Genomic DNA, 18149 nt, shown 5'->3' with positions numbered 1-18149 from the left:
GAGTATTGTTCAAGTCCGATCGCGGCCAACGGCCGCTCCTACAAGGAGGCGGGCCTGCGGCCCGCTTGCGGAGCTGGAGCCTTCAGCGCTCAATAGACAGCTCCGCGGTCCCAGGAATCCGAGTCCCGGGGTTATTCCAGCTCCATGCCCAGGTGGTAGGCCAGGAAGCTCCACTGGTTGGTGATGTCTTCCACCTGCATCCATACCGGCTTGCCGGCGCCGTGGCCCGCGCGGGTTTCCACGGCCAGCCAGATGGGATTGTCGCAGCCCTGGTCGCGCTGCAGCACGGCGGCAAATTTGTAGCTGTGCCAGGGGACGACGCGGTCGTCCCGGTCCGCGGTGGTGATCAGGGTGGGCGGGTAGCACTTGCCCTTTTCGGTGTTGTGCACCGGCGAGTAGGCGTAGAGAGCCTCGAACTCCTCCTTGTTTTCACTCAGGCCGTAATCGCTGGACCACTGGCGTGCGTTGGCGGAGGCGGTGTGATAGCGCAGCATATCCAATACGCCCACCGCGGGCAGCGCGGCGGCGAAGAGGTCCGGGCGCTGGGTGATGGTGGCGCCCACCAGCAGGCCGCCGTTGGAACGGCCGCTGATCGCGAGTTTTTCCGACGAGGTGATTTTCTCCGCGATCAGCCACTCGGCGGCGCTAATGAAATCGTCGAACACATTCTGCTTTTGGCCCTTGGTGCCCGCCTGGTGCCAGGCCTCGCCGTACTCGCTGCCGCCGCGCAGGTTGGCCACCGCCAGGGTGCCGCCCATATCCAGCCAGCCGGCAAAGCGGGTGTAAAAGGCGGGCACTATGGCCGCGTTGAAGCCGCCGTAGCCGTACAGCAGGGTGGGATTTTTGCCGTCTTTTTTCAGGCCTTTTTTGTGCACCAGGAACAGCGGAATCCTGGTGCCGTCTTTGCTTTTGTAGAAGTGCTGGCTGACGGTGAGGTCGGCGAAATCCGCCGGATATTCCGGGGCCTTGAACAGCTCGCTCTTCCCGGTCTGCACATTCAACCGGTAGATGCTCGGCGGGGTGATAAAGCTGCTGAAGGAGTAGAAGGTCTCCGTCTCGTCCGGCTCGCCGTAGAAGCCGGATACCGAACCCAGGCCCGGCAATTTCAGTTCGTACTGCTGTTTGCCGTCGGTATCGGTGACCACCACTTTCGACTTGGCGTCCTGCAGGTAGTGCAGCACAAAGCGCCCGCCGATCAGCGACGCCTCCTGCAGGGCATTTTCCCGCTCTGGCACCAGGTCGCGCCAGTGTTTGCGCTGGGGTTTGTCCAGGTCGATGGCAATCACCCGGCCCAGGGGCGCGCCGGCGGTGGTCTGGAAATAGAAATTCTCGCCGCTGTTGCCGAGATAGGTGTAGAGGCCGTCCCAGTCGTCCAGCAGCCTGACCACCTCGCCGTCTTTCTTGCGCAGGTCCTTGTAGTAGATGCCGTTGGAGTCATAGCCGTCGAAGATGCTGAACACCAGGTAGTTGCCGTCGTGGCTCAGTTCCGCATCCGGGTTGCGGGTGGGGTGGTCGGTGATTTTATAGATCAGCCGGTCGCGGCTCTTGGGCTGGCCCAGTTTGTGGAAATAGACCGAGACCTGCTTGCTGTCGTCGGCGCTGCCGTCTTCGTTGAACGGATAGCGGCTGTAGTAGAAGCCGGACTCGTCCTCGGCCCAGCTGATACCGCTGAACTTGATACCGGTGAGAGTGTCTTTCAGGTCCCGGCCGGTCTTCAGGTCGCGCACGTGGTAGTCGGTCCAGTCGGTGCCGCCGTCGGAGGTGCCGTAGGCCAGGTAGCGGCCCTTCGGGCTGACCCGGTAGCGCTTGGCGGCGACGGTGCCATCCTCGCTCAGCTTGCGCGGGTCCAGCATTACCGTACCGTCTTTTTTCAGGCTGTCGCTGCGGTAGAAGACGTTTTGATCCCAACTGCCGTCGTTGTACTCGTAGTAGTATTTGCCGGCCTTTTTGAACGGCACTTTGTAGCGCTCGTATTGCCAGAGTTCCCCCAGGCGCTCGTTCAGCTTGTTCCAGCCGGGAAGTTTCTTCAGGCGCGGCAGCGAAATATCATTCTGCGCGGCCACCCACGCTTTCACTGCACTGGAGGTCCCCTCTTCCAGCCAACGATAGGGATCGGCCACCTGGGTACCGAAATAGTTGTCCCGCTTTTCCAACTTGGGGGTAACGGGATAGTCCGCGGCCAGGGTGGCGGCGGTGGCCAGCGCGCTGGCGGCCAGGATCAGAAGCTGTTTCTTCATACCGTGTGTTTCTGGTTTCTCGTCATCGAACAGTTGGCTAATCTATGGCATTTTTCATACCGGTTCCAGAAACAGGGGGACGTTTGCGGTGAGGGGATTGATTCAGCGCGTGAGCCACGCGCGGGTGGACGTGAACGGTGAGTCTGTCGGCTCCATTGATCGCGGCCTGTTGCTGCTGCTGGGCGTGGAGGCGCGGGATGACCGCGAGAGCGCGGACAAGCTGCTGCACAAGGTGCTGCACTACCGGGTGTTCGGCGACGAGCAGGGGCGCATGAACCTGAATGTGCAGCAGGCCGGCGGCGGCCTGCTGATCGTCAGCCAGTTTACCCTGGTGGCCGACACCGCCCGGGGCCTGCGCCCCAGCTTCAGCCGCGGTGCCTCGCCGGCGCAGGCGGAGGAACTGTACGATTATTTCGTCGGGCGCGCCCGCGCTCAGTTCTCGCCAGTGGAGACCGGGATATTCGCCGCGGACATGCAGGTCTCGCTGTCGAATGACGGGCCGGTTACCTTTTTACTTGAGACGTGATCGCTGGAATCCTGATGGCGCGCCGCCAGCGCTTTCAGGCGCCGGTCGCGGGTTTTCTTGTCCTCTTTCCCCAGCTGTTCCACTGCCTGGTAGAACGCCGGCCAGGTCTCCCCGGACTCCCGGTACAGTTGCGCGAACGCCGGGACCAGGGACTGGTACTCGGACGCCAGTGCCAGGGTGGCGTTGTTGGTCTTCTCGATATAGGCGCGGTAGCGCTCGGCGTTGGGCCAGTCCGCCGACATCCGGTCGTAGCAGTAACGCAGCCGCCCCAGCACTTCCGCTTTGCGGGCACGTTTTTCCTCGTCGGCAAGAGGGGATTTGTAGATCGGCTCCAGCTGCTTGCGCGCGGCCATCATCAGCTGCCGGATCGCCATCGACTGGGCGCGGCGGTCCGCCGTCCTGCCGTTCAATCCCTGGCGGCGGCGCCAGTCCGGCAGGGCCAGTTCCGACACGGCGGTGGCGAAGCTCTCGTTGAACGTGGTGTCGCCGGAGATATACACCCGGCGGTGCGCCAACTCGTGGAACAGCAGCCCGGCGAGCCGGTCCGGTGGCCAGTTGACGAAACTGGAGAGCACCGGATCATCGAACCAGCCCAGGGTGCTGTAGGCGGGCACCGGGCCCAAATAGATATCATAACCCTCCGCCAACAGCGCCTTCGCCTTGGCCTCGGCATCGGCCTTGCGGAAATAGCCGCGGTAACTGGCGCAACCGATAAAGGGATAGCACCAGCGCTTGGGGGAGAGGGAAAACTCCGGCGCCGCCAGCACATTCCACACGGGGAAGTCCTCCGCCAACTTCACATAGGAGCCGTAGGCCTCTCCCACCGGCAGTTGCAACTCGGCGCCCGCATAGGCGCGGATATCCTGCACCAGGCGCAGCCGCTCCTGCAGTTCTTCGCCGGTGCCGGGCGCAGCGGCCACCTTCTCGATCGGCTTGCGCGCGGCCAGGATGCGCCACTGCCCGGTGACCGCCTGGGTATAATATCGCGCCGTTTCACAGCCGCTTAACAGAACGGCCGTCAGTAATGAGCAAATGATTAGTACCCGGGGCAATCGCCGATAACAGCTGCTATACACTCTATTACCTGTTCCATCGATTATTGTTGAGGGTTCCGGCATGGCGCCCATGGCCGCCATACTCACCATGTTTGCGCTGACTTTCGCCGCAATCAGCTGGCTGAGCCTGCTGTGCGCTTGCTTCCGCCAGGGAACGGTTACAGGTCTACTGGCATTTTTCCTGCCGCCCCTGGGGCTGCTGGTTCTGCTGCCTCGCTGGCAGGAGGAAGCCGAACCCTTTGCGACCGCTGCCACGGCTCTGGTTTTTATCAGCATAGCCGGAATTTTTTGAGATTCCCCCCTTCGTCACTTTGTGTCGTTCCCGAGGGAAATAGTGCAGAGGAGGTAACTGCTCATCCTGTAGGAGCGGCGGGGCGGCCATCCGATATGCCCGCGAACAGAGCCCGATCGCGGGCATGGCCCGCTCCTACAGGGAGTAGTTACCAGAGGAGAAATAAGAGCCGGACTTGATTCAGATCAAAGCTCCGGCCGGGCGGGCTCCTACACTACTTGTACATAATCAGCGACAAAAAGGGAGCCAGAGATGGACGCGTTGATCGATCTGTTTACCAGTTTTTCCGGCCTGCTCAGCCTTGCGGTTATCGCTTTCGTATGCCTGATGGCGGGCTTCTTTATACGCCTGACGCTGCGCAAGATGGAGGAGGAGCGCCTGTCCGTGTGCCTGGTGGAATGCCGGGAGCAACCCTCCCGGCAGCGGAATCAGAAGCCCGGTTTCAAACGCACCGACTTCAATTCCTCCTCCAGCTTCGAGCGGAACCAGGCCGGGCCCACCCAGGAGTAGATCACCACCCCCAGCCAGGTGTAGCGCAGCAGGGTCGCCGCTTCCGCAAGGCCGCGGTCCTGCAGCAGTTGGGAAGCCAGCTGGAACAGCACATAGGCGCCGATCAGCAACAGAATCGTGCGTAGATTGCCACCGGCAGTGAGCCAGGCATTCATGCGGAACCACAGGCCGAAAACCGGGTTTCTGCGGGTTTTGATCGAGGCCAGTAATTGCAGCGCGGCGTGGTTGTCGGCGTCCTGTTGCAACACCCAGATGGCGTGGTCGTAGGCCTCGTCGGTTTTACCGCGATACAGCAGCAGCCTGCCCTTGCCGGTCAGCGCCGCCCGGTGTTGGGGTTCCAGGTTCAGGGCCTCGTCAAAAAATCGCGCGGCTTCCTGTTTTTGATTCCTGCCCAGGTGCCACTCGCCCAACTGGGCCAGGGTATCGGCACTCTCCGGGTCCAGTTGCAGGGCCTTGTCCAGGTAGGTTTTCGCGGCCTTGTCCCGGCCCATCAGCGCGAGGGTTTCGGCGACCGCGCGATGATAGTCCGCGTCGGTGGGGGAGAGAGCCAGGGCCTGCTCCCGATGCTTCAATGCCTGCTTGAACTTCAACTGCGCCTGCAGCACTTCGCCCAGGGCGAAGTGGGCGAAATGTGCCTCCGGCTCCAGTTGCACACCGATGCGCGCTTCGTGTTCCGCCGCGACCAGTCTTTTCATGCTGAGCAGGCCAACGGCGAGAAAGCTGTGCGGAAAATACTGCTGCGGATCTATGCTCAGGGCTTCGCGCAGGGATTCCATACCACCGCGAAAATCCCCGTAGCGGTACTGCTGGCCGGCGCGCTCGACCAGCCGCTGTATCTGTCCGTCTAGGATATCCATTGCTGCAGCCCCGTCAGAACCTGTGTCCTTACCATCTGCTCGAGTTTCGAGCCGACAAAATAGGCGAGTATCACTCCCGGAATACCATTCATCAGCACACCGTCAAAGTACTGATAGATCTCGCAGGCCGCACTCTGTTTCAGGTAAATGTAGTAACAGGCAAACAGGCTTACCACCACCAGCGCCAGGCGAACATAAACCGGCCCCAGGTCCCGCAGCGTTTCGCTGGTCATCATTGCCGTCAGCACGGCAAAGTAGCCGAGCAGGCCCAGGCAGACAGCGATGATTTCCCGGTTCCGGCTGGGGCTGCCCAGTGCAAAACTGTTGAACAGCGACCAGGCCCAGCTGATAAAGGGCCCGCCGAACATAAACGCGAACAGTGGCCACATGGGATCGACAGTGAAACGGGACAGGCGGCCGGGCTTCGGCTCGTCGATAATCTGGTAAGCGGATGCCATGGTTATTTTCCGTGTTTTTTCAGGAAATCCAGCACCTCGGTGTACTGGCCGGAATCGTTGGCGTACTTGGCATAGTTCCGTGCGGTGGACAGCCACTCCAGGGTGGTGGGGCGGACCGTTTTCACCGATTCGAACAGGTGCTCGCTGCGAATGGGCATCTCCTTCCCGGATTCGATGGATTCGTCGATCGCCTCGTCCACCGCGGTTTCGACCAGATTGACCAGGTCGGCGCCGGAGTAGCCGCTGGTTATTTTTGCCAGGCCGGCCACGTCCACCGATTCACCACCGGGGCGCTCGCTGACCAGGCCGGCGAGGATATCCTGCCGCGCCTCGCGGTCCGGCGGGGGAACGAAAATGATGCGGTCGAAACGCCCCGGGCGACGGAAAGCCGGGTCCAGCGCCCAGGGCACGTTGGTGGCCGCCAGCACCAGCACGCCGCTGTTGTTCTGGGAGAAGCCGTCCAGTTCGGCGAGAAACTGGCTGACCAGTTTCGATGAGGTGGCCTCACGGGTGTGCTGCCGCTTCGCCGCCAGTGCCTCCACCTCGTCGAAGAAAATCACCGCGGGGCTCTGCGCCCGCGCCTGTTCGAAAACCGCGTGCAGCTTGCTCTCGGATTCGCCGATATACATATCGAGTATGTCCGAGATGGCCACATTGAAGAACTGGGCATTGCACTCGCCAGCGGTGGCCCTGGCCAGCAGGGTTTTGCCGCAACCGGGCGGGCCGTACAGCAGGATGCCGCCACCGACTTTTTTCTTGAAGCGGCTGAACAGGGACGGTTTCTGGTAGGGGAGAATGATTTTCTTGTGGATCTGCTTTTTGACATAGGCGAGGCCGCCGACGTCCTTGAACTTCACCACTTCACTTTCCGGGTGCAGGATGCGTGTGACCTCCTCCCTGTCGGTGTCGTCATTGGCGATCACCCGGAGTTTCGGCTTGCCTTCCTGCCCGACGGTCCTTGCCGCCAGCCGGGCCTTCAGCGCCTGGTCCTCCAGCGCCGGGTTTTCCTCCACGGCGGATTGGTACAGGCGAATTGCCTCGTCGCTCTCTCCCTGATCCGCGAGGATTTTCGCCTTCAGCAGGCAGGCCCGGGGGTTGTCCATATCCAGGAAGGAGATACCCCGCTCGTGCCGTTCGCTTTTGTAGCAGATATCGGCGAGCAGCATCCTGTCCTCATCCTCGATATCGCCGGGAGCCAGGCCGTCGATAAACTGTTCCGCTTCCCGGTAATCCTCCGCACTGGCGAGGGCCTTGATCAATGCCAGGCGTAACGCGGTGTTTTCCGGGGAGGCGTCGAGCGCCGCTTTGAGGGATTGGATAATTCCGTTGTTCATTGGGCGTCGACCCTGTTTATTTTTAGAAATTAGCTGTAAGCCGAATGACACTAAGTTAAGCGGAACCCCCTGGTAGGAGCGGGCCATGCCCACGATCGGTTTCCACTACGTAGCTGATAACGATCGCGGGCATGGCCCGCTCCTACAGTCAGCGCTATTTTTGTCAGGTGCTTTCTTTTTTGCTGTCCGATGTTATCCAGCGCCCGAAGAGAATGCCCACCTCGAACAGCAGCCACATGGGCACTGCCAGCAGGGATTGGGAGATCACATCCGGGGGAGTGAGCAGCATGCCGAACACGAAACAACCCACGATCACGTAGGGGCGCTTGCGGGCCAGGGACTGGGCGTCCACGGCGCCGCTCCAGATCAGCAGTACGGTGGCGATGGGGATTTCGAAGGCGAAACCGAAAGCGAAGAAAAGCTTCAGTACCAGGTCCAGGTAGCTGCGGATATCGGGCATCACCGTGATATCGGAGTGCGCCGAACCGACAAAAAAGTCGAAGATGATCGGGAAGACCACGTAGTAGGCAAACGCCATCCCCGCGTAGAAGAGCACTATGCTGCTCACCAGGATGGGGACAGCCACGCGCTTTTCGCTTTTGTACAAGCCCGGGGCGATAAAGGCCCAGGCCTGGTAGAGCACGTAGGGAACGGCGATGAAAAAAGCCAGCACGAAGGTGGTCTTGAACGGGGTAAGGAAGGGGGAGGTGACCTCGGTGGCGATCATGCCCGTGCCATCGGCGAGGCGGGCCTGCAGCGGCTCGGCGACGAAATCGTAAATTTCCGCAGCGAAGGGCACCATGGCCGCGAAAATGGCCACCACGACCAACAGTACCCGCAGCAGTCGGTCGCGCAGTTCGATCAGGTGGTCGATAAAGGGCTGGGGCTGCTCGCTCATGAACGCTCGTCTTTATCCTTCGGGGACTGTTCTTTTTTCTGGTGGTCGGGGTGATCCGGGTTCAGCTCCGGGTCGCCGTGGTCGTGCAGGTGTTCGGGATATTCCGGGTCTTCCAGGTTTTCTTCGTTTTCCTCGTCCTGTTCCGGCAGGTAGTCCTCCTCTTTGTCCCGCCGCCAGCGGGGTTTCCGCTCGTCTTTCTCGTCCTCTCCGCTGAGGGCCTGCTCCATTTCCCGGCGGCTCTCTTCCAGCTCGCGCATCACGCGCTCGTTGTGCAGTTCGCGGCGGATATCGTCGGCACCCACTTCCCGCTCCAGCTCCTCGCGGGCGTTGTGCAGGGTGCGCTTGAGGCCGGACCACCAGCGCGCGGTGGTGCGCACGGCGTCGGGCAGGCGCTCGGGGCCGATCACCAGCAGGGCGACAACCGCTATCAGCAGCAGTTCGAAGAAACCGATATCAAACACGGAGGGGCGCTCGCGTTATTTGTCCTGGGACTGTTTGTCTTTTTCCGCCTGCTCTTTGTGCTGCGGCTTTTCCGATTCCTTGCCCTCCAGGCGCCCGGGCTCTTTTTTTTCTTCCTCCTCTTCTTCCTTGTCCTCGTCTTTCATTGCCTTGCGGAAGCCCTTGAGGGCGCCGCCCAGGTCGCCGCCCAGGTTGCGCAGGCGCTTGGTGCCGAACAGCAACAGTACGATTACCAGAATGATCAGCAGCTGCCAGATGCTTATTCCACCGAATCCCATGATTTTCTCCAGGTTTTGTTTCGCCTGCAAGCAGGCTCCTACAGGGTTAATCTTTCGTGCGCGAGGCTTTTTCTTCCAGTCCCGAGAGGCCGAAGCGGCGCGCGAGTTCGTTTAGCACATCCTGCGAGTCCGCCCCCAGGTGCGAGAGCATCACCAGGGAATGGAACCAGAGGTCGGCGGTTTCGGCGATCATCGCCTTTTTATCGCCGCCGCGCTCGGCATCCTTGGCGGCGAGGATGACCTCGGTGGCTTCCTCGCCGACTTTTTCCAGGATCTTGTTCAGGCCCTTGCGGTGCAGGCTGGCCACATAGGAGTTCTCCGCATCGCTCTCGCGCTTGCGGCTTTCCAGCACTGCGTCCAGCTGTTTCAACAGGTCACTCATAGATGCTTTCCGGGCTCTTGATCACCGGCTGGCTCACCTGCCATTCGCCGCCCTGCAGTACCCGGTAGAAGCAGCTGGCGCGCCCGGTATGACAGGCAATGCCGCCTTTCTGTTCCACCAGCAATAATACGGCATCGGCATCGCAATCCAGGCGGATTTCATGCACCTGCTGTTCGTGGCCGGAGGTTTCGCCCTTGCGCCACAGTTTGCCGCGGGAGCGGGACCAGTAGACGGCGCGCCCTTCACTGGCGGTAAGGCGCAGCGCCTCGCGGTTCATCCAGGCCATCATCAGTATGCGGCCGGTCTTGAAGTCCTGCGCTATGGCGGGGACCAGGCCGTCGCTGTTCCAGGCGACCTGTTGGGTGAAGTCGGCTTCGTTCAAGGGGCTCTCTTTGTTACTCAATGTCCTGTAGACCTTCATATATTGTAGGTTGGGCGGGCCTGCGGCCCATTCCCTCTCCCCCGGCCCCTCTCCCGCAAGCGGGAGAGGGGAGTTCAGGGCCAGAGCAGCAGCGCGAGGGCTGCGGCGCCCAGGAGCCAGCTGGCTGTGGGCAGTTGGGCGAGCAGGCCCGGGGCGGCCAGCAGCAGGGCGCCCGCCGCCAATATGACCCCCGCCACCCGCCGGGCGTAGCGCCGGCGGCCGCGGCGGCGGCTCTGTTCCAGTTGCTCGCCCACCCCGCGTATCTGCGGCGCCAGCTCGCGGGCATGTTCCAGAGCGGAGAAGGCCAGGTGCGGCAGCTGCGGCAACTTCTCCAGCCACTCGGGGCCGTAGCGCCGGATCTCGCCGACGATAGTCCTGGGGTGAAGGCGATCCCGCATCCAGCGCTCCAGGAATGGATGGGCAGTCTTCCACAGATCCAGTTGCGGATAAAGCTGCCGCCCCAGGCCCTCAATATTGAGCAGGGTCTTCTGCAGCAGCACCAGCTGCGGCTGCACCTCCATATCGAAGCGGCGCGCGGTCTGGAACAGGCTGATCAGCACCCGGGCGAAGGAGATCTCCCCCAGCGGCTTCTCGAAGATGGGCTCGCACACCGCGCGGATGGACGCCTCGAAGTCGTTGACCGGCGTGTCCCGCCGCACCCAGCCGCTCTGCACGTGCAGTTCGGCCACCATGCGGTAGTCGCGGCGGAACATGGCCAGCAGGTTGCGCGCCAGGTAGTACTGGTCCTCCCGCGTCAGGCTGCCGACGATGGCGGTGTCCACGGCGATATATTGTGGCCTCTGCGGATGCTCGCGGGACACGAAGATATTGCCCGGATGCATGTCCGCGTGGAAGAAGTTGTGCTCGAACACCTGCTTGAAGAATATCTCCACGCCGCGCTCGGCGAGCAGGCGCATATCGGTGTTCTGTGCATGCAGCTGCGCCACGTCGGTGACCGGGATGCCGTCGATGCGCTCCAGCACCAGCACATTCACCCGGGTGTAGTCCCAGTAGACTTCGGGGATATAGAGGAGGGGGGATTTGGCGAAGTTGCGCCGGAGCTGGGTGGCGTTGGCCCCCTCGCGCACCAGGTCCAATTCCCCTTCGATGGTGAATCGGTAGTCGTCCACCACCTCCACCGGGCGCAGGCGCCGGCCCTCGGGCAGGAACCGCGCCATGCCGCGGGCGAGCAGGCCGAGCAGGCGCAGGTCCTGCTGGATGATTTTGTCGATACCCGGGCGCAGCACTTTCACCACCACGGACTCGCCACTTGGCAGCACAGCGGCGTGCACCTGGGCCACCGAGGCGGAGGCCAGGGGTTTGCGCTCGAAGCTGGCGAACAGCTCATCCACCGGGGCGCCCAGGGCCTTTTCGATCAGGGCGATGCACTGGTCCTCGGGGAAGGGCGGCACATTGTCCTGCAGCTGGTCCAGCTCCTCGACGATATCCTGCGGCAACAGGTCCGGGCGGGTGGAGAGCAGTTGGCCGAACTTCACGAAAATCGGCCCCAGTTCCTCCAGCGCCCGGCGCAGGCGCTCGCCGCGGGCCATTTTCGACCGCGGCATTATCTTCAGCGGCGCCCACAGGACCCGCAGCCACAGCGGGCGGCGGGACGCCGGCAACAGCTCGTCGAGGCGGTAGCGCAGGAAGACCCGCGCGATGGTGAGACTGCGTGCAACCGGCACCGCTATTCCGCCCCCCGATGCGCGAACTTTTCCCGCAGCAGCTGTACCCGGGCCTCCAACCGCTCGGTGGCCATCGCCAGTTCCGACAGGTCCTCGGCGAAGGCGTCGAACTGCGCCTTGGGCGGGGTGAGGCGCCACTCCTCGCTCACCGCCTCGGCGGCGGCCCCGGGCGCGACTTGCAGCTGGCCGCGCAGCCAGTGGCCGGCGGAGCGCAGGGCCTCGCCCAGGGTGTGCGCCGGCACGTCGCCGATCAGTTGCGCCAGGGGTTCCTCCCAGTCGATGTCCAGGTCGTGCAGTATCTCCTGCAGTTCGGCGAGAAAGGTGCTGGAACCGATAACCGTCACTCCCAGGCTGGCGGGGGTGACACCGGTATCGCGCAGCAGCCGCAGGAAGGCGGTTGCGGAACCGCGGAGCTCGGTGGTGACCTGCCCCTCCCACTGGTGGCGCACGGCGACCCACTCATCCTCGATACACAGGAAGAGATTCAGGCGCGGCGCGGACAGCTCCAGGGCCAGCACCTCGCCGCTCAGTTCTGCCAGCCGGACACGGGTGCCGGGATCGTATTTCAGCGCGGTGTTGACGGCGGTTTCCAGCGCGGCTTCGAAGCCCGCGCGCAGGGTCGGGTCCATCAGGGCTTGAGACCTTTGTGCAGTGCGACTATGCCGCCGGTCATATTGTGATACTCGCAGTCCACAAAACCGGCCTCGCGCATCATGCCCAGCAAGGCCTCCTGGTCCGGGTGCATGCGGATGCTCTCCGCCAGGTAGCGGTAGCTCTCCGCATCACCGGCGATCAGGCGGCCCATGGTGGGCAGCAGGCGGAAGGAGTACTGGTCGTAGACCTTCTCCAGCAGTTTGGACTGCGGCTTGGAAAATTCCAGCACCAGCAGGCGGCCGCCGGGCTTGAGCACCCGCAGCATGGAGCGCAGCGCCAGGTCCTTGTCGGTGACGTTGCGCAGACCGAAGGCGATGGTGATGCAATCGAAGGTGTTGTCGGGGAAGGGCAGGTACTGGGCGTCCGCCTGCACCGGCACCACATTGCCGGCGATGCCGCGGTCCAGTAGCCGGTCGCGGCCCACCTTGAGCATGGACTCGTTGATATCCGCCAGCACCACCTGGCCCTCGGCGCCGACGATACGCGAGAAGCGCGCGGTGAGGTCGCCGGTGCCGCCGGCAATATCCAGGATCGTCTGACCCGGGCGGGCGCCGGAAAGCTCGATGGTGAAGCGCTTCCACAGCCGGTGGACGCCGCCGGACATCAGGTCGTTCATCAGGTCGTAGCGCGACGCGACCGAGTGGAAAACCTCCGCCACGCGGCTGGCCTTCTCTTCCACCGGGACTTCCCGATAGCCGAAGTGGGTGGTTTTGCGATCCTTCATGCTGTACCTGCCGAGCCGAATTCAGGGGCGACATTGTACATTGGCCGGGCCGCCGCGGCACCGCCGCTCGCTATTTACCTCACGATGAAATAAGTGAGTCCTCACTTATTTCATCGTCGCCCGCGAAATACTGGCGGATGGCCGCCAGCGGCAGAAGCTGAAATTTTCCGCGCCAGATGCCTAAGTTTTGGCATAATCAATGCCAAATAGTGCTCAAAAGGGAGACGTGGCCAATATGCTGGACTGGCTCAACGCACATATCGCCTACTGGCACTGGCTGGTTCTCGGCCTGCTGCTGGTCACCGCGGAAATCTTCGTTTCCGGGTTCATTCTCTTCTGGTTCGGCCTCGCCGCGCTGCTGATGGGCGCACTGCTGATCGTCGTGGATATGCCGATCGCCCTGCAACTGTTGCTGTGGGCCGGCGCTTCCATCGCGCTGCTGATCGGCTGGTTAAAGTTCATTCGCCCACAGTGGAAAGACCGCACCACCTCCGGCATGGCCGCGGAAGCGCTGGCCGGACAGGTGGGACTGGCAATCGAATCCAACACGGGCCGCAGCCGCGGCCGGCTCAAATTCCCCGCGCCGATTCTCGGCGAGGACGAGTGGCAGTTTATCTGCACCGACGAGGTGGCCATTGGAGACCGGGTGCGGGTGACCGATATCTCTGGCAATACGTTGATCGTGGCCCGCGTTTGATTTATTACAAGCACTTTGTAACTACCGACCTCACTGGGGCTCTATCGTGGCACAAAACAGTCCCCTCTCCCCTCGGGGAGAGGGTTAGGGAGAGGGGCCCCCCGCAAGCGGGGGAGAGGAGACAAGTTACAGCACTCTTTATATTTACTTCTGGAGAGGAAAAATAGCAGTGGAAGGTTTATCGGTAATCCTGGCGCTGGTGGTACTCATCATCGTCACCATCGCCATGGGCGTGCGCATAGTCCCGCAGGGCTCCAAACATATCGTCCAGCGCCTGGGCAAATTCCACAAGACGCTGGCGCCGGGCATGAACGTGATCATTCCCTACGTGGACCAAGTGCCCTACAAAGTGACCACCAAGGACATCGTGCTGGATATCCCCTCCCAGGAAGTGATCACCCAGGACAACGCCACCATCATTGCCAACGCCGTGGCCTACATCAATATCGTGTCGCCGGAGAAAGCGGTGTACGGTGTCGAGGACTACACGATAGCGATCCAGAACCTGGTGCAGACCGCGCTGCGCTCCATCGTCGGCGAAATGTCCCTCGACGCAGCGCTGTCGTCCCGCGACCTGATCAAGGCGAAACTGAAAGAGGGCATCTCCGACGATATCGCCGACTGGGGCATCAACCTGAAGACCGTAGAGATCCAGGACATCAACCCCTCCGCCACCATGCAGAAAGCGATGGAGGAGCAGGCCGCCGCAGAACGCCAGCGCCGCGCCACCGTAACCCGCGCCGAGGGCGAGAAACAGGCAGCGATCCTCGAAGCGGACGGCCGCCTGGAAGCGTCCAAGCGCGACGCCAAAGCGCAGGTAGTGCTGGCGGATGCCAGCCGCGAGGCCATCGAACGGGTGTCCTCCGCCATCGGCGACAAGGAGATGCCGGTGATGTATCTGCTGGGCGAGCGCTATATTAGCGCGCTGTCGGAGCTGGCTCGGTCTGACAATGCCAAGAATGTGATTTTGCCGGCGGATTTGCCGCAGGCGGTTAAGGGGTTGTTGAATAGGTAGATTGTTGAGGCATCGGGGCGTGCCCGGGGGCCCGAAGGCCTAAAATTTCAAACCCAAAACCGTCTTGGTGCAGGCACTCAAACTGACGTATTACCCAGGAAAATGATTGTGACAGCTACAACCCAAATGTTGGGGGCGCGTCGCAAATCAATACAACAAGGTACAACATGAAAAAAATAGCATTAATTAATTTTGTTATCTTTTTAGCATCCTGCGCCTCATCGACCGACATGTCAGAGGCGCTACAGAGCGGAGTGGATGGAATACCCACACATCAATTTTCTGACGCAAATACCGTTGAAGAGATTAGAAAACTTAGGCCACAGGCAAAACCACCCATTAAAGTCGCAGTTATTCCTCCCCACAGGTGGAAATCGGTAAGCGTTGAAGAAAGAAAAATTATTGAAAAATGGGGTGAAAAATTAAAAGAAACCGGTTTCGTCAAATCTATGGAAATAGTCCCCCAGTCTTTAAGATCAAACTGCAACTACCGTTCTGATAGTGGTTGCTATTTACAAGAGTCTAGATTGGCGGGTGCGCGCCTGAGGGCAGATGCTATTCTCTTCCTAAATGACAGCACCGTAACCGACCAGTATGTTAATCCAGCAAGCATCTTAAATCTTACAATTGTGGGCATGTGGTTTGTGCCTGCGCATCATAGAGACTCATATTCAGTTTATGAGGCATCACTATTCGACATAGATAACGGCTATCTTTATACGGTAGCTGAAGGTTATGGTGAGCATAAAACTGTTCGCCCATATATGTATACAGATTGGACCACAGGCAAAGAGGAGGCACGGCTTGAAGCACTAGAAAAGCTGGGCGAAAGGCTCCTGGCAAAAGCACAAGAATCAGTGAAATAGGAAATACACCTGGCAATGAATAAGCCAGTTCTTGAGAGGGGCGCAGCTTCTTTAGAAGCCAGGTACAGCAAACAAAGCTATAGATGTCATCCAAGATCAGAAAAATTATGAATAGAACTGTAATTTTGTCAGCATTTCTTTCACTCGCCATATCAGGCTGCGCAACCCAAGGGGATAGCTGGAAAATAAGTGGAGATGGACACCACACCACGGATATTCATGATATTGGCAATACCCCTCGCGAGAGGATGCTGATAGAAGAGAGAAATCGAAAAGAGAAAAATAATTACTTTCGAGATAAAGACATAATTATATTGCTGGCGTTAATGACAGCTGGAACACTGGTTTACGATTTACTTTTTGATGATAAGCCAGAAACCGGATCTATCGGCTGGCTATAAAAACTCGCTAGCGACAATGATCTGAGCCGGACACACCGGACAACTGAGAGGATCACGGCGAGTGAGAGAGGACGAGAGAAATATATTAGGCCAGATCAACTTTATGGCATGAAATTTATTTGGACGTATAAAATGCCAAAATATTCATCTGACCCCTTCGGCGTTTTTCAAGATAGTTGTCGCCCCTGCCGAAGCGAAGAAAGTAAACAGATGGGGGCGAACGTCAGTACAGGCCCCGCCAACCACTGAATTAAAGAGCCATAGGCTCCTATTTACGGACGGTATTACGTAACTTATTGATTTTCCGAAAGGTTACTTGTATTCAATTGCCAGCGGTATAATCAGGCGACTTGAACCGAGGCTCTATAATTCCGGCCACAATTTGATCGACACTGGGTAAGCCCTTGAATTCTAAGAGAATTTAAGATCCTGATTTTGAAAGGGTCGGCAAATAGTAGCCAAGGACATATAAAGCCCCAGGCTTTTGAATAAACTGTTAATGGTCATCAAAGATATGAAGAAAGCAGCGCTCATCCTTTCATTGATATTTGCGAATAATGTGTTTGCGTGTTCGTGCAGTGAATTCCCCACTCTTTCGGAGAGATACGGTGAATCTGAAATAGTAGTTCTTGCTAAGCTATCTGCGGCTGGCACTAACCAATTTGGGCATGCTACTTTCAAGTGGGATATAACTGAATTGATTAAGGGCGCCAAACCAGATTCTTTAGAGAATGTGGAGCAAGGGCTAACCTCCTGCGATCCGCAACTTAAAGAAGAGCAGGAGTGGCTGCTTTTCCTGGAGGAAGGTGAAAGTCCAGTTTTAGGTTGGTGCAGCTTCAATCAAAATGCAGAGTACCTTGAGGAGGGGTGGCGTGATGCACTGGTGGAAAACCATTAACAAGGCCATGAACTTCGCGCCTATCGGCGCCGGACAGCCTACGCTGCGCTCCGGCTGCCGGTTATGGCAACGTTAAGTAAAGGAAGCATCAAACTATGAGAAAAGTACTTCTATCGACGCAAGCCATATTTATGGTGGTTTTCTTTATTGCATTTGTAGTCAGTTTTTTTGTGGTCGATAAAATTGAAGAAGAGTCTCGATTATTAGTAACAGAAAAGGTGGTCAAAGGTACTTCTTCTAAAGTTGACCTCGCTGAAGAAGTTCTCAACTCTAGGGCTGCAAACATGTACCTCAAAGATTATCAAATAGACGTGATACGCGAGGAAATTGATACGTTCAAAACCAATCCATACAAATACGTTGAGTCTTTAACTATTGACGCAGAAAATGTTGTCATAATCCCCCCCGAGTTTGAAATAAATAATCCATTGAAAGCAGCCTTGTTCGAAAAAATATTTTCCTGGAAGCAGGGCTTAAAATCTTATTTCAATAAAACATTTTCAGGGTTAATTACTGATATTCGTATTTTTCTTGGCACGAACTTTATCGCCCTGTTAATAGCCGCCTTTGTCTGTTTTAAAGCTACTTCACTTGGCAATAGAGCAATGGCATTATCTGCAATAATTACTATAGCCACAGCGCTTTCAGCATTTAGCTATATAAACGCAAACTGGTTATTAAATGTTCTTCTTAATAGTTATGCTGGTTATGGCTACGCAGGTGGTATTGCCATATTAACTGGATGGTTATACCTGGAATACTCCGACAAGCTGGATAAAAATGCTTACCAAACGCATGCAACGGACAAATTTTAGCTGTCACCTTTTTCGCGCTGCGCAGCAAAAAAGCTGCCAGCTAAAATTTTCTCGTTATGCGGGCGTAAGCAATTCTAGGAAGGGGTCCATGAAAATAAAATGTTCTGGAATAAAGTATCGTCAAGGCTTTGTAGAGGTAGGCTCTGGAGTCCACGATGGGTTCGTCAACCTTGAAGTCTGGACTGTACAACCAGATAGCAGCAACTTCGAATCTGCTAGCGAGCTAGCCGAAGTTCCGGAGCATGAGATATCCAGCAATTCAGAAATTGAGCTAGATGTTGAGCAAGCAAAAAGCATGGTTGCTGAGATTCAAAAGGCTATTTTTGCTATTGAGTCGGGCAATGCTTAACAAATTGCACCTGTCGGAAAATTTGTTCCATGGCTTTTTTGTGTTGCCGCTACTCTATAACACAAAAACCCACTCCACAAATTTCCGCTGTGCAAAGCGTTATGGCTAAACCGGGAACAAAATGAAATACGTAGTAGAGGGAGTAATTTTAGTTACCTGCTTGTTCATTGTCCTTATTGGTCAAGGTTGGGGAAAGTGCTCATTCACCGAAGAGTATGCTGCTCAGAGAGTGGTTCGGGCTTTACCCGGTAGTTGCATAAATTAATCGGATCTCAGTCATGAAACGCCTTGTTTTACAGGCTCGATCACGGACTCCATCAGTGTCACTGGAATTCACC

At 58.4% G+C, this 18149-nt stretch carries 23 protein-coding genes; 10 read left to right on the top strand and 13 right to left on the bottom strand.

Annotation, left to right across the window (positions count from 1 at the left end; translation table 11 throughout):
• Positions 1 to 131 precede the first annotated feature (131 nt).
• Entirely contained in the window at positions 132 to 2237 is a 2106-nt protein-coding gene (locus FHS09_RS06245; protein WP_183457873.1) for a prolyl oligopeptidase family serine peptidase, read from the bottom strand.
• Positions 2238 to 2325: 88 nt separating this feature from the next.
• Here FHS09_RS06245 and dtd point away from each other — a divergent pair, with 88 nt between their 5' ends.
• Complete coding sequence (gene dtd, locus FHS09_RS06240) at positions 2326 to 2763, top strand: D-aminoacyl-tRNA deacylase (RefSeq protein ID WP_183457871.1); 438 nt, start codon at positions 2326 to 2328, stop codon at positions 2761 to 2763.
• Here the strand turns inward: dtd and FHS09_RS06235 are convergent.
• Positions 2670 to 3839 carry an aminopeptidase gene (locus FHS09_RS06235; RefSeq protein ID WP_343057418.1) on the bottom strand — a complete coding sequence of 390 codons (1170 nt, stop codon included), beginning with the start codon at positions 3837 to 3839 and terminating at the stop codon, positions 2670 to 2672. The two genes, dtd and FHS09_RS06235, sit on opposite strands and share 94 nt — an antisense overlap.
• A gap of 40 nt (positions 3840 to 3879) precedes the next feature.
• Between FHS09_RS06235 and FHS09_RS06230 the strand changes: the two genes are divergently transcribed.
• Together FHS09_RS06230 and FHS09_RS06225 are read left to right on the top strand one after the other, a co-directional pair.
• A complete protein-coding gene (locus FHS09_RS06230) occupies positions 3880 to 4110 on the top strand; it encodes a hypothetical protein (protein WP_183457867.1) in 231 nt (76 codons plus the stop codon).
• Positions 4111 to 4362: 252 nt separating this feature from the next.
• Positions 4363 to 4620: a DUF3149 domain-containing protein gene (locus tag FHS09_RS06225; RefSeq protein ID WP_183457865.1), complete on the top strand. Its 258-nt coding sequence runs from the start codon at positions 4363 to 4365 to the stop codon at positions 4618 to 4620.
• On the opposite strand, the gene FHS09_RS06220 is transcribed toward FHS09_RS06225, so the two are convergent.
• From FHS09_RS06220 to ubiE, 11 genes are all read right to left on the bottom strand, one after another.
• A complete protein-coding gene (locus tag FHS09_RS06220; protein WP_183457863.1) occupies positions 4539 to 5477 on the bottom strand; it encodes a tetratricopeptide repeat protein in 939 nt (312 codons plus the stop codon). The genes FHS09_RS06225 and FHS09_RS06220 overlap by 82 nt on opposite strands.
• The gene (locus FHS09_RS06215; protein ID WP_183457861.1) at positions 5465 to 5935 is read right to left on the bottom strand and encodes a hypothetical protein; all 471 of its coding nucleotides are present in this window, start codon (positions 5933 to 5935) and stop codon (positions 5465 to 5467) included. Before FHS09_RS06215 ends, FHS09_RS06220 begins: the two co-directional genes overlap by 13 nt.
• 2 nt (positions 5936 to 5937) lie before the next feature.
• Positions 5938 to 7269 (bottom strand): AAA family ATPase, encoded by a 1332-nt coding sequence (locus FHS09_RS06210; RefSeq protein ID WP_183457859.1) that lies wholly within the window; start codon positions 7267 to 7269, stop codon positions 5938 to 5940.
• A gap of 163 nt (positions 7270 to 7432) precedes the next feature.
• Positions 7433 to 8167, bottom strand: a complete 735-nt coding sequence (gene tatC, locus FHS09_RS06205) for a twin-arginine translocase subunit TatC (protein ID WP_183457857.1) — start codon at positions 8165 to 8167, stop codon at positions 7433 to 7435.
• Entirely contained in the window at positions 8164 to 8628 is a 465-nt protein-coding gene (tatB, locus tag FHS09_RS06200; protein WP_183457855.1) for a Sec-independent protein translocase protein TatB, read from the bottom strand. The genes tatC and tatB overlap by 4 nt, the downstream gene beginning before the upstream one ends.
• A 15-nt stretch (positions 8629 to 8643) precedes the next feature.
• On the bottom strand, positions 8644 to 8904 hold the full coding sequence (gene tatA, locus FHS09_RS06195) for a Sec-independent protein translocase subunit TatA (protein ID WP_183458276.1): 261 nt from the start codon (positions 8902 to 8904) through the stop codon (positions 8644 to 8646).
• Between the two features lie 46 nt (positions 8905 to 8950).
• Positions 8951 to 9286, bottom strand: a complete 336-nt coding sequence (locus tag FHS09_RS06190; RefSeq protein WP_183457853.1) for a phosphoribosyl-ATP diphosphatase — start codon at positions 9284 to 9286, stop codon at positions 8951 to 8953.
• Entirely contained in the window at positions 9279 to 9668 is a 390-nt protein-coding gene (gene hisI / locus FHS09_RS06185; protein WP_246394630.1) for a phosphoribosyl-AMP cyclohydrolase, read from the bottom strand. Before hisI ends, FHS09_RS06190 begins: the two co-directional genes overlap by 8 nt.
• A 113-nt stretch (positions 9669 to 9781) precedes the next feature.
• Positions 9782 to 11392 carry a ubiquinone biosynthesis regulatory protein kinase UbiB gene (ubiB, locus tag FHS09_RS06180; RefSeq protein ID WP_183457849.1) on the bottom strand — a complete coding sequence of 537 codons (1611 nt, stop codon included), beginning with the start codon at positions 11390 to 11392 and terminating at the stop codon, positions 9782 to 9784.
• Positions 11393 to 11394: 2 nt separating this feature from the next.
• Entirely contained in the window at positions 11395 to 12021 is a 627-nt protein-coding gene (locus FHS09_RS06175) for a ubiquinone biosynthesis accessory factor UbiJ (protein WP_246394623.1), read from the bottom strand.
• Positions 12021 to 12770 (bottom strand): bifunctional demethylmenaquinone methyltransferase/2-methoxy-6-polyprenyl-1,4-benzoquinol methylase UbiE, encoded by a 750-nt coding sequence (gene ubiE, locus FHS09_RS06170; protein ID WP_183457847.1) that lies wholly within the window; start codon positions 12768 to 12770, stop codon positions 12021 to 12023. Before ubiE ends, FHS09_RS06175 begins: the two co-directional genes overlap by 1 nt.
• A gap of 199 nt (positions 12771 to 12969) precedes the next feature.
• On the opposite strand from ubiE, the gene FHS09_RS06165 reads away from it, so the two are divergent.
• The 7 genes from FHS09_RS06165 to FHS09_RS06135 all read left to right on the top strand — a co-directional run bounded on the left by FHS09_RS06165 (position 12970) and on the right by FHS09_RS06135 (position 17811).
• Positions 12970 to 13467 (top strand): NfeD family protein, encoded by a 498-nt coding sequence (locus FHS09_RS06165; protein WP_246394621.1) that lies wholly within the window; start codon positions 12970 to 12972, stop codon positions 13465 to 13467.
• Positions 13468 to 13636: 169 nt separating this feature from the next.
• Positions 13637 to 14482 (top strand): SPFH domain-containing protein, encoded by an 846-nt coding sequence (locus FHS09_RS06160; RefSeq protein ID WP_343057417.1) that lies wholly within the window; start codon positions 13637 to 13639, stop codon positions 14480 to 14482.
• A gap of 167 nt (positions 14483 to 14649) precedes the next feature.
• The gene (locus FHS09_RS06155) at positions 14650 to 15348 is read left to right on the top strand and encodes a hypothetical protein (RefSeq protein WP_183457845.1); all 699 of its coding nucleotides are present in this window, start codon (positions 14650 to 14652) and stop codon (positions 15346 to 15348) included.
• A gap of 107 nt (positions 15349 to 15455) precedes the next feature.
• On the top strand, positions 15456 to 15749 hold the full coding sequence (locus FHS09_RS06150; RefSeq protein ID WP_183457843.1) for a hypothetical protein: 294 nt from the start codon (positions 15456 to 15458) through the stop codon (positions 15747 to 15749).
• A 484-nt stretch (positions 15750 to 16233) separates the two neighbouring features.
• Positions 16234 to 16647 carry a hypothetical protein gene (locus tag FHS09_RS06145; protein WP_221191832.1) on the top strand — a complete coding sequence of 138 codons (414 nt, stop codon included), beginning with the start codon at positions 16234 to 16236 and terminating at the stop codon, positions 16645 to 16647.
• A 95-nt stretch (positions 16648 to 16742) separates the two neighbouring features.
• Positions 16743 to 17462, top strand: a complete 720-nt coding sequence (locus FHS09_RS06140; protein ID WP_183457840.1) for a hypothetical protein — start codon at positions 16743 to 16745, stop codon at positions 17460 to 17462.
• Between the two features lie 88 nt (positions 17463 to 17550).
• The gene (locus FHS09_RS06135; RefSeq protein ID WP_183457838.1) at positions 17551 to 17811 is read left to right on the top strand and encodes a hypothetical protein; all 261 of its coding nucleotides are present in this window, start codon (positions 17551 to 17553) and stop codon (positions 17809 to 17811) included.
• Positions 17812 to 18149 lie beyond the last annotated feature (338 nt).

It is taken from the genome of Microbulbifer rhizosphaerae (assembly GCF_014191725.1).
Taxonomy (GTDB): domain Bacteria; phylum Pseudomonadota; class Gammaproteobacteria; order Pseudomonadales; family Cellvibrionaceae; genus Microbulbifer; species Microbulbifer rhizosphaerae.
This window is presented reverse-complemented; position numbering and strand designations above follow the sequence as displayed.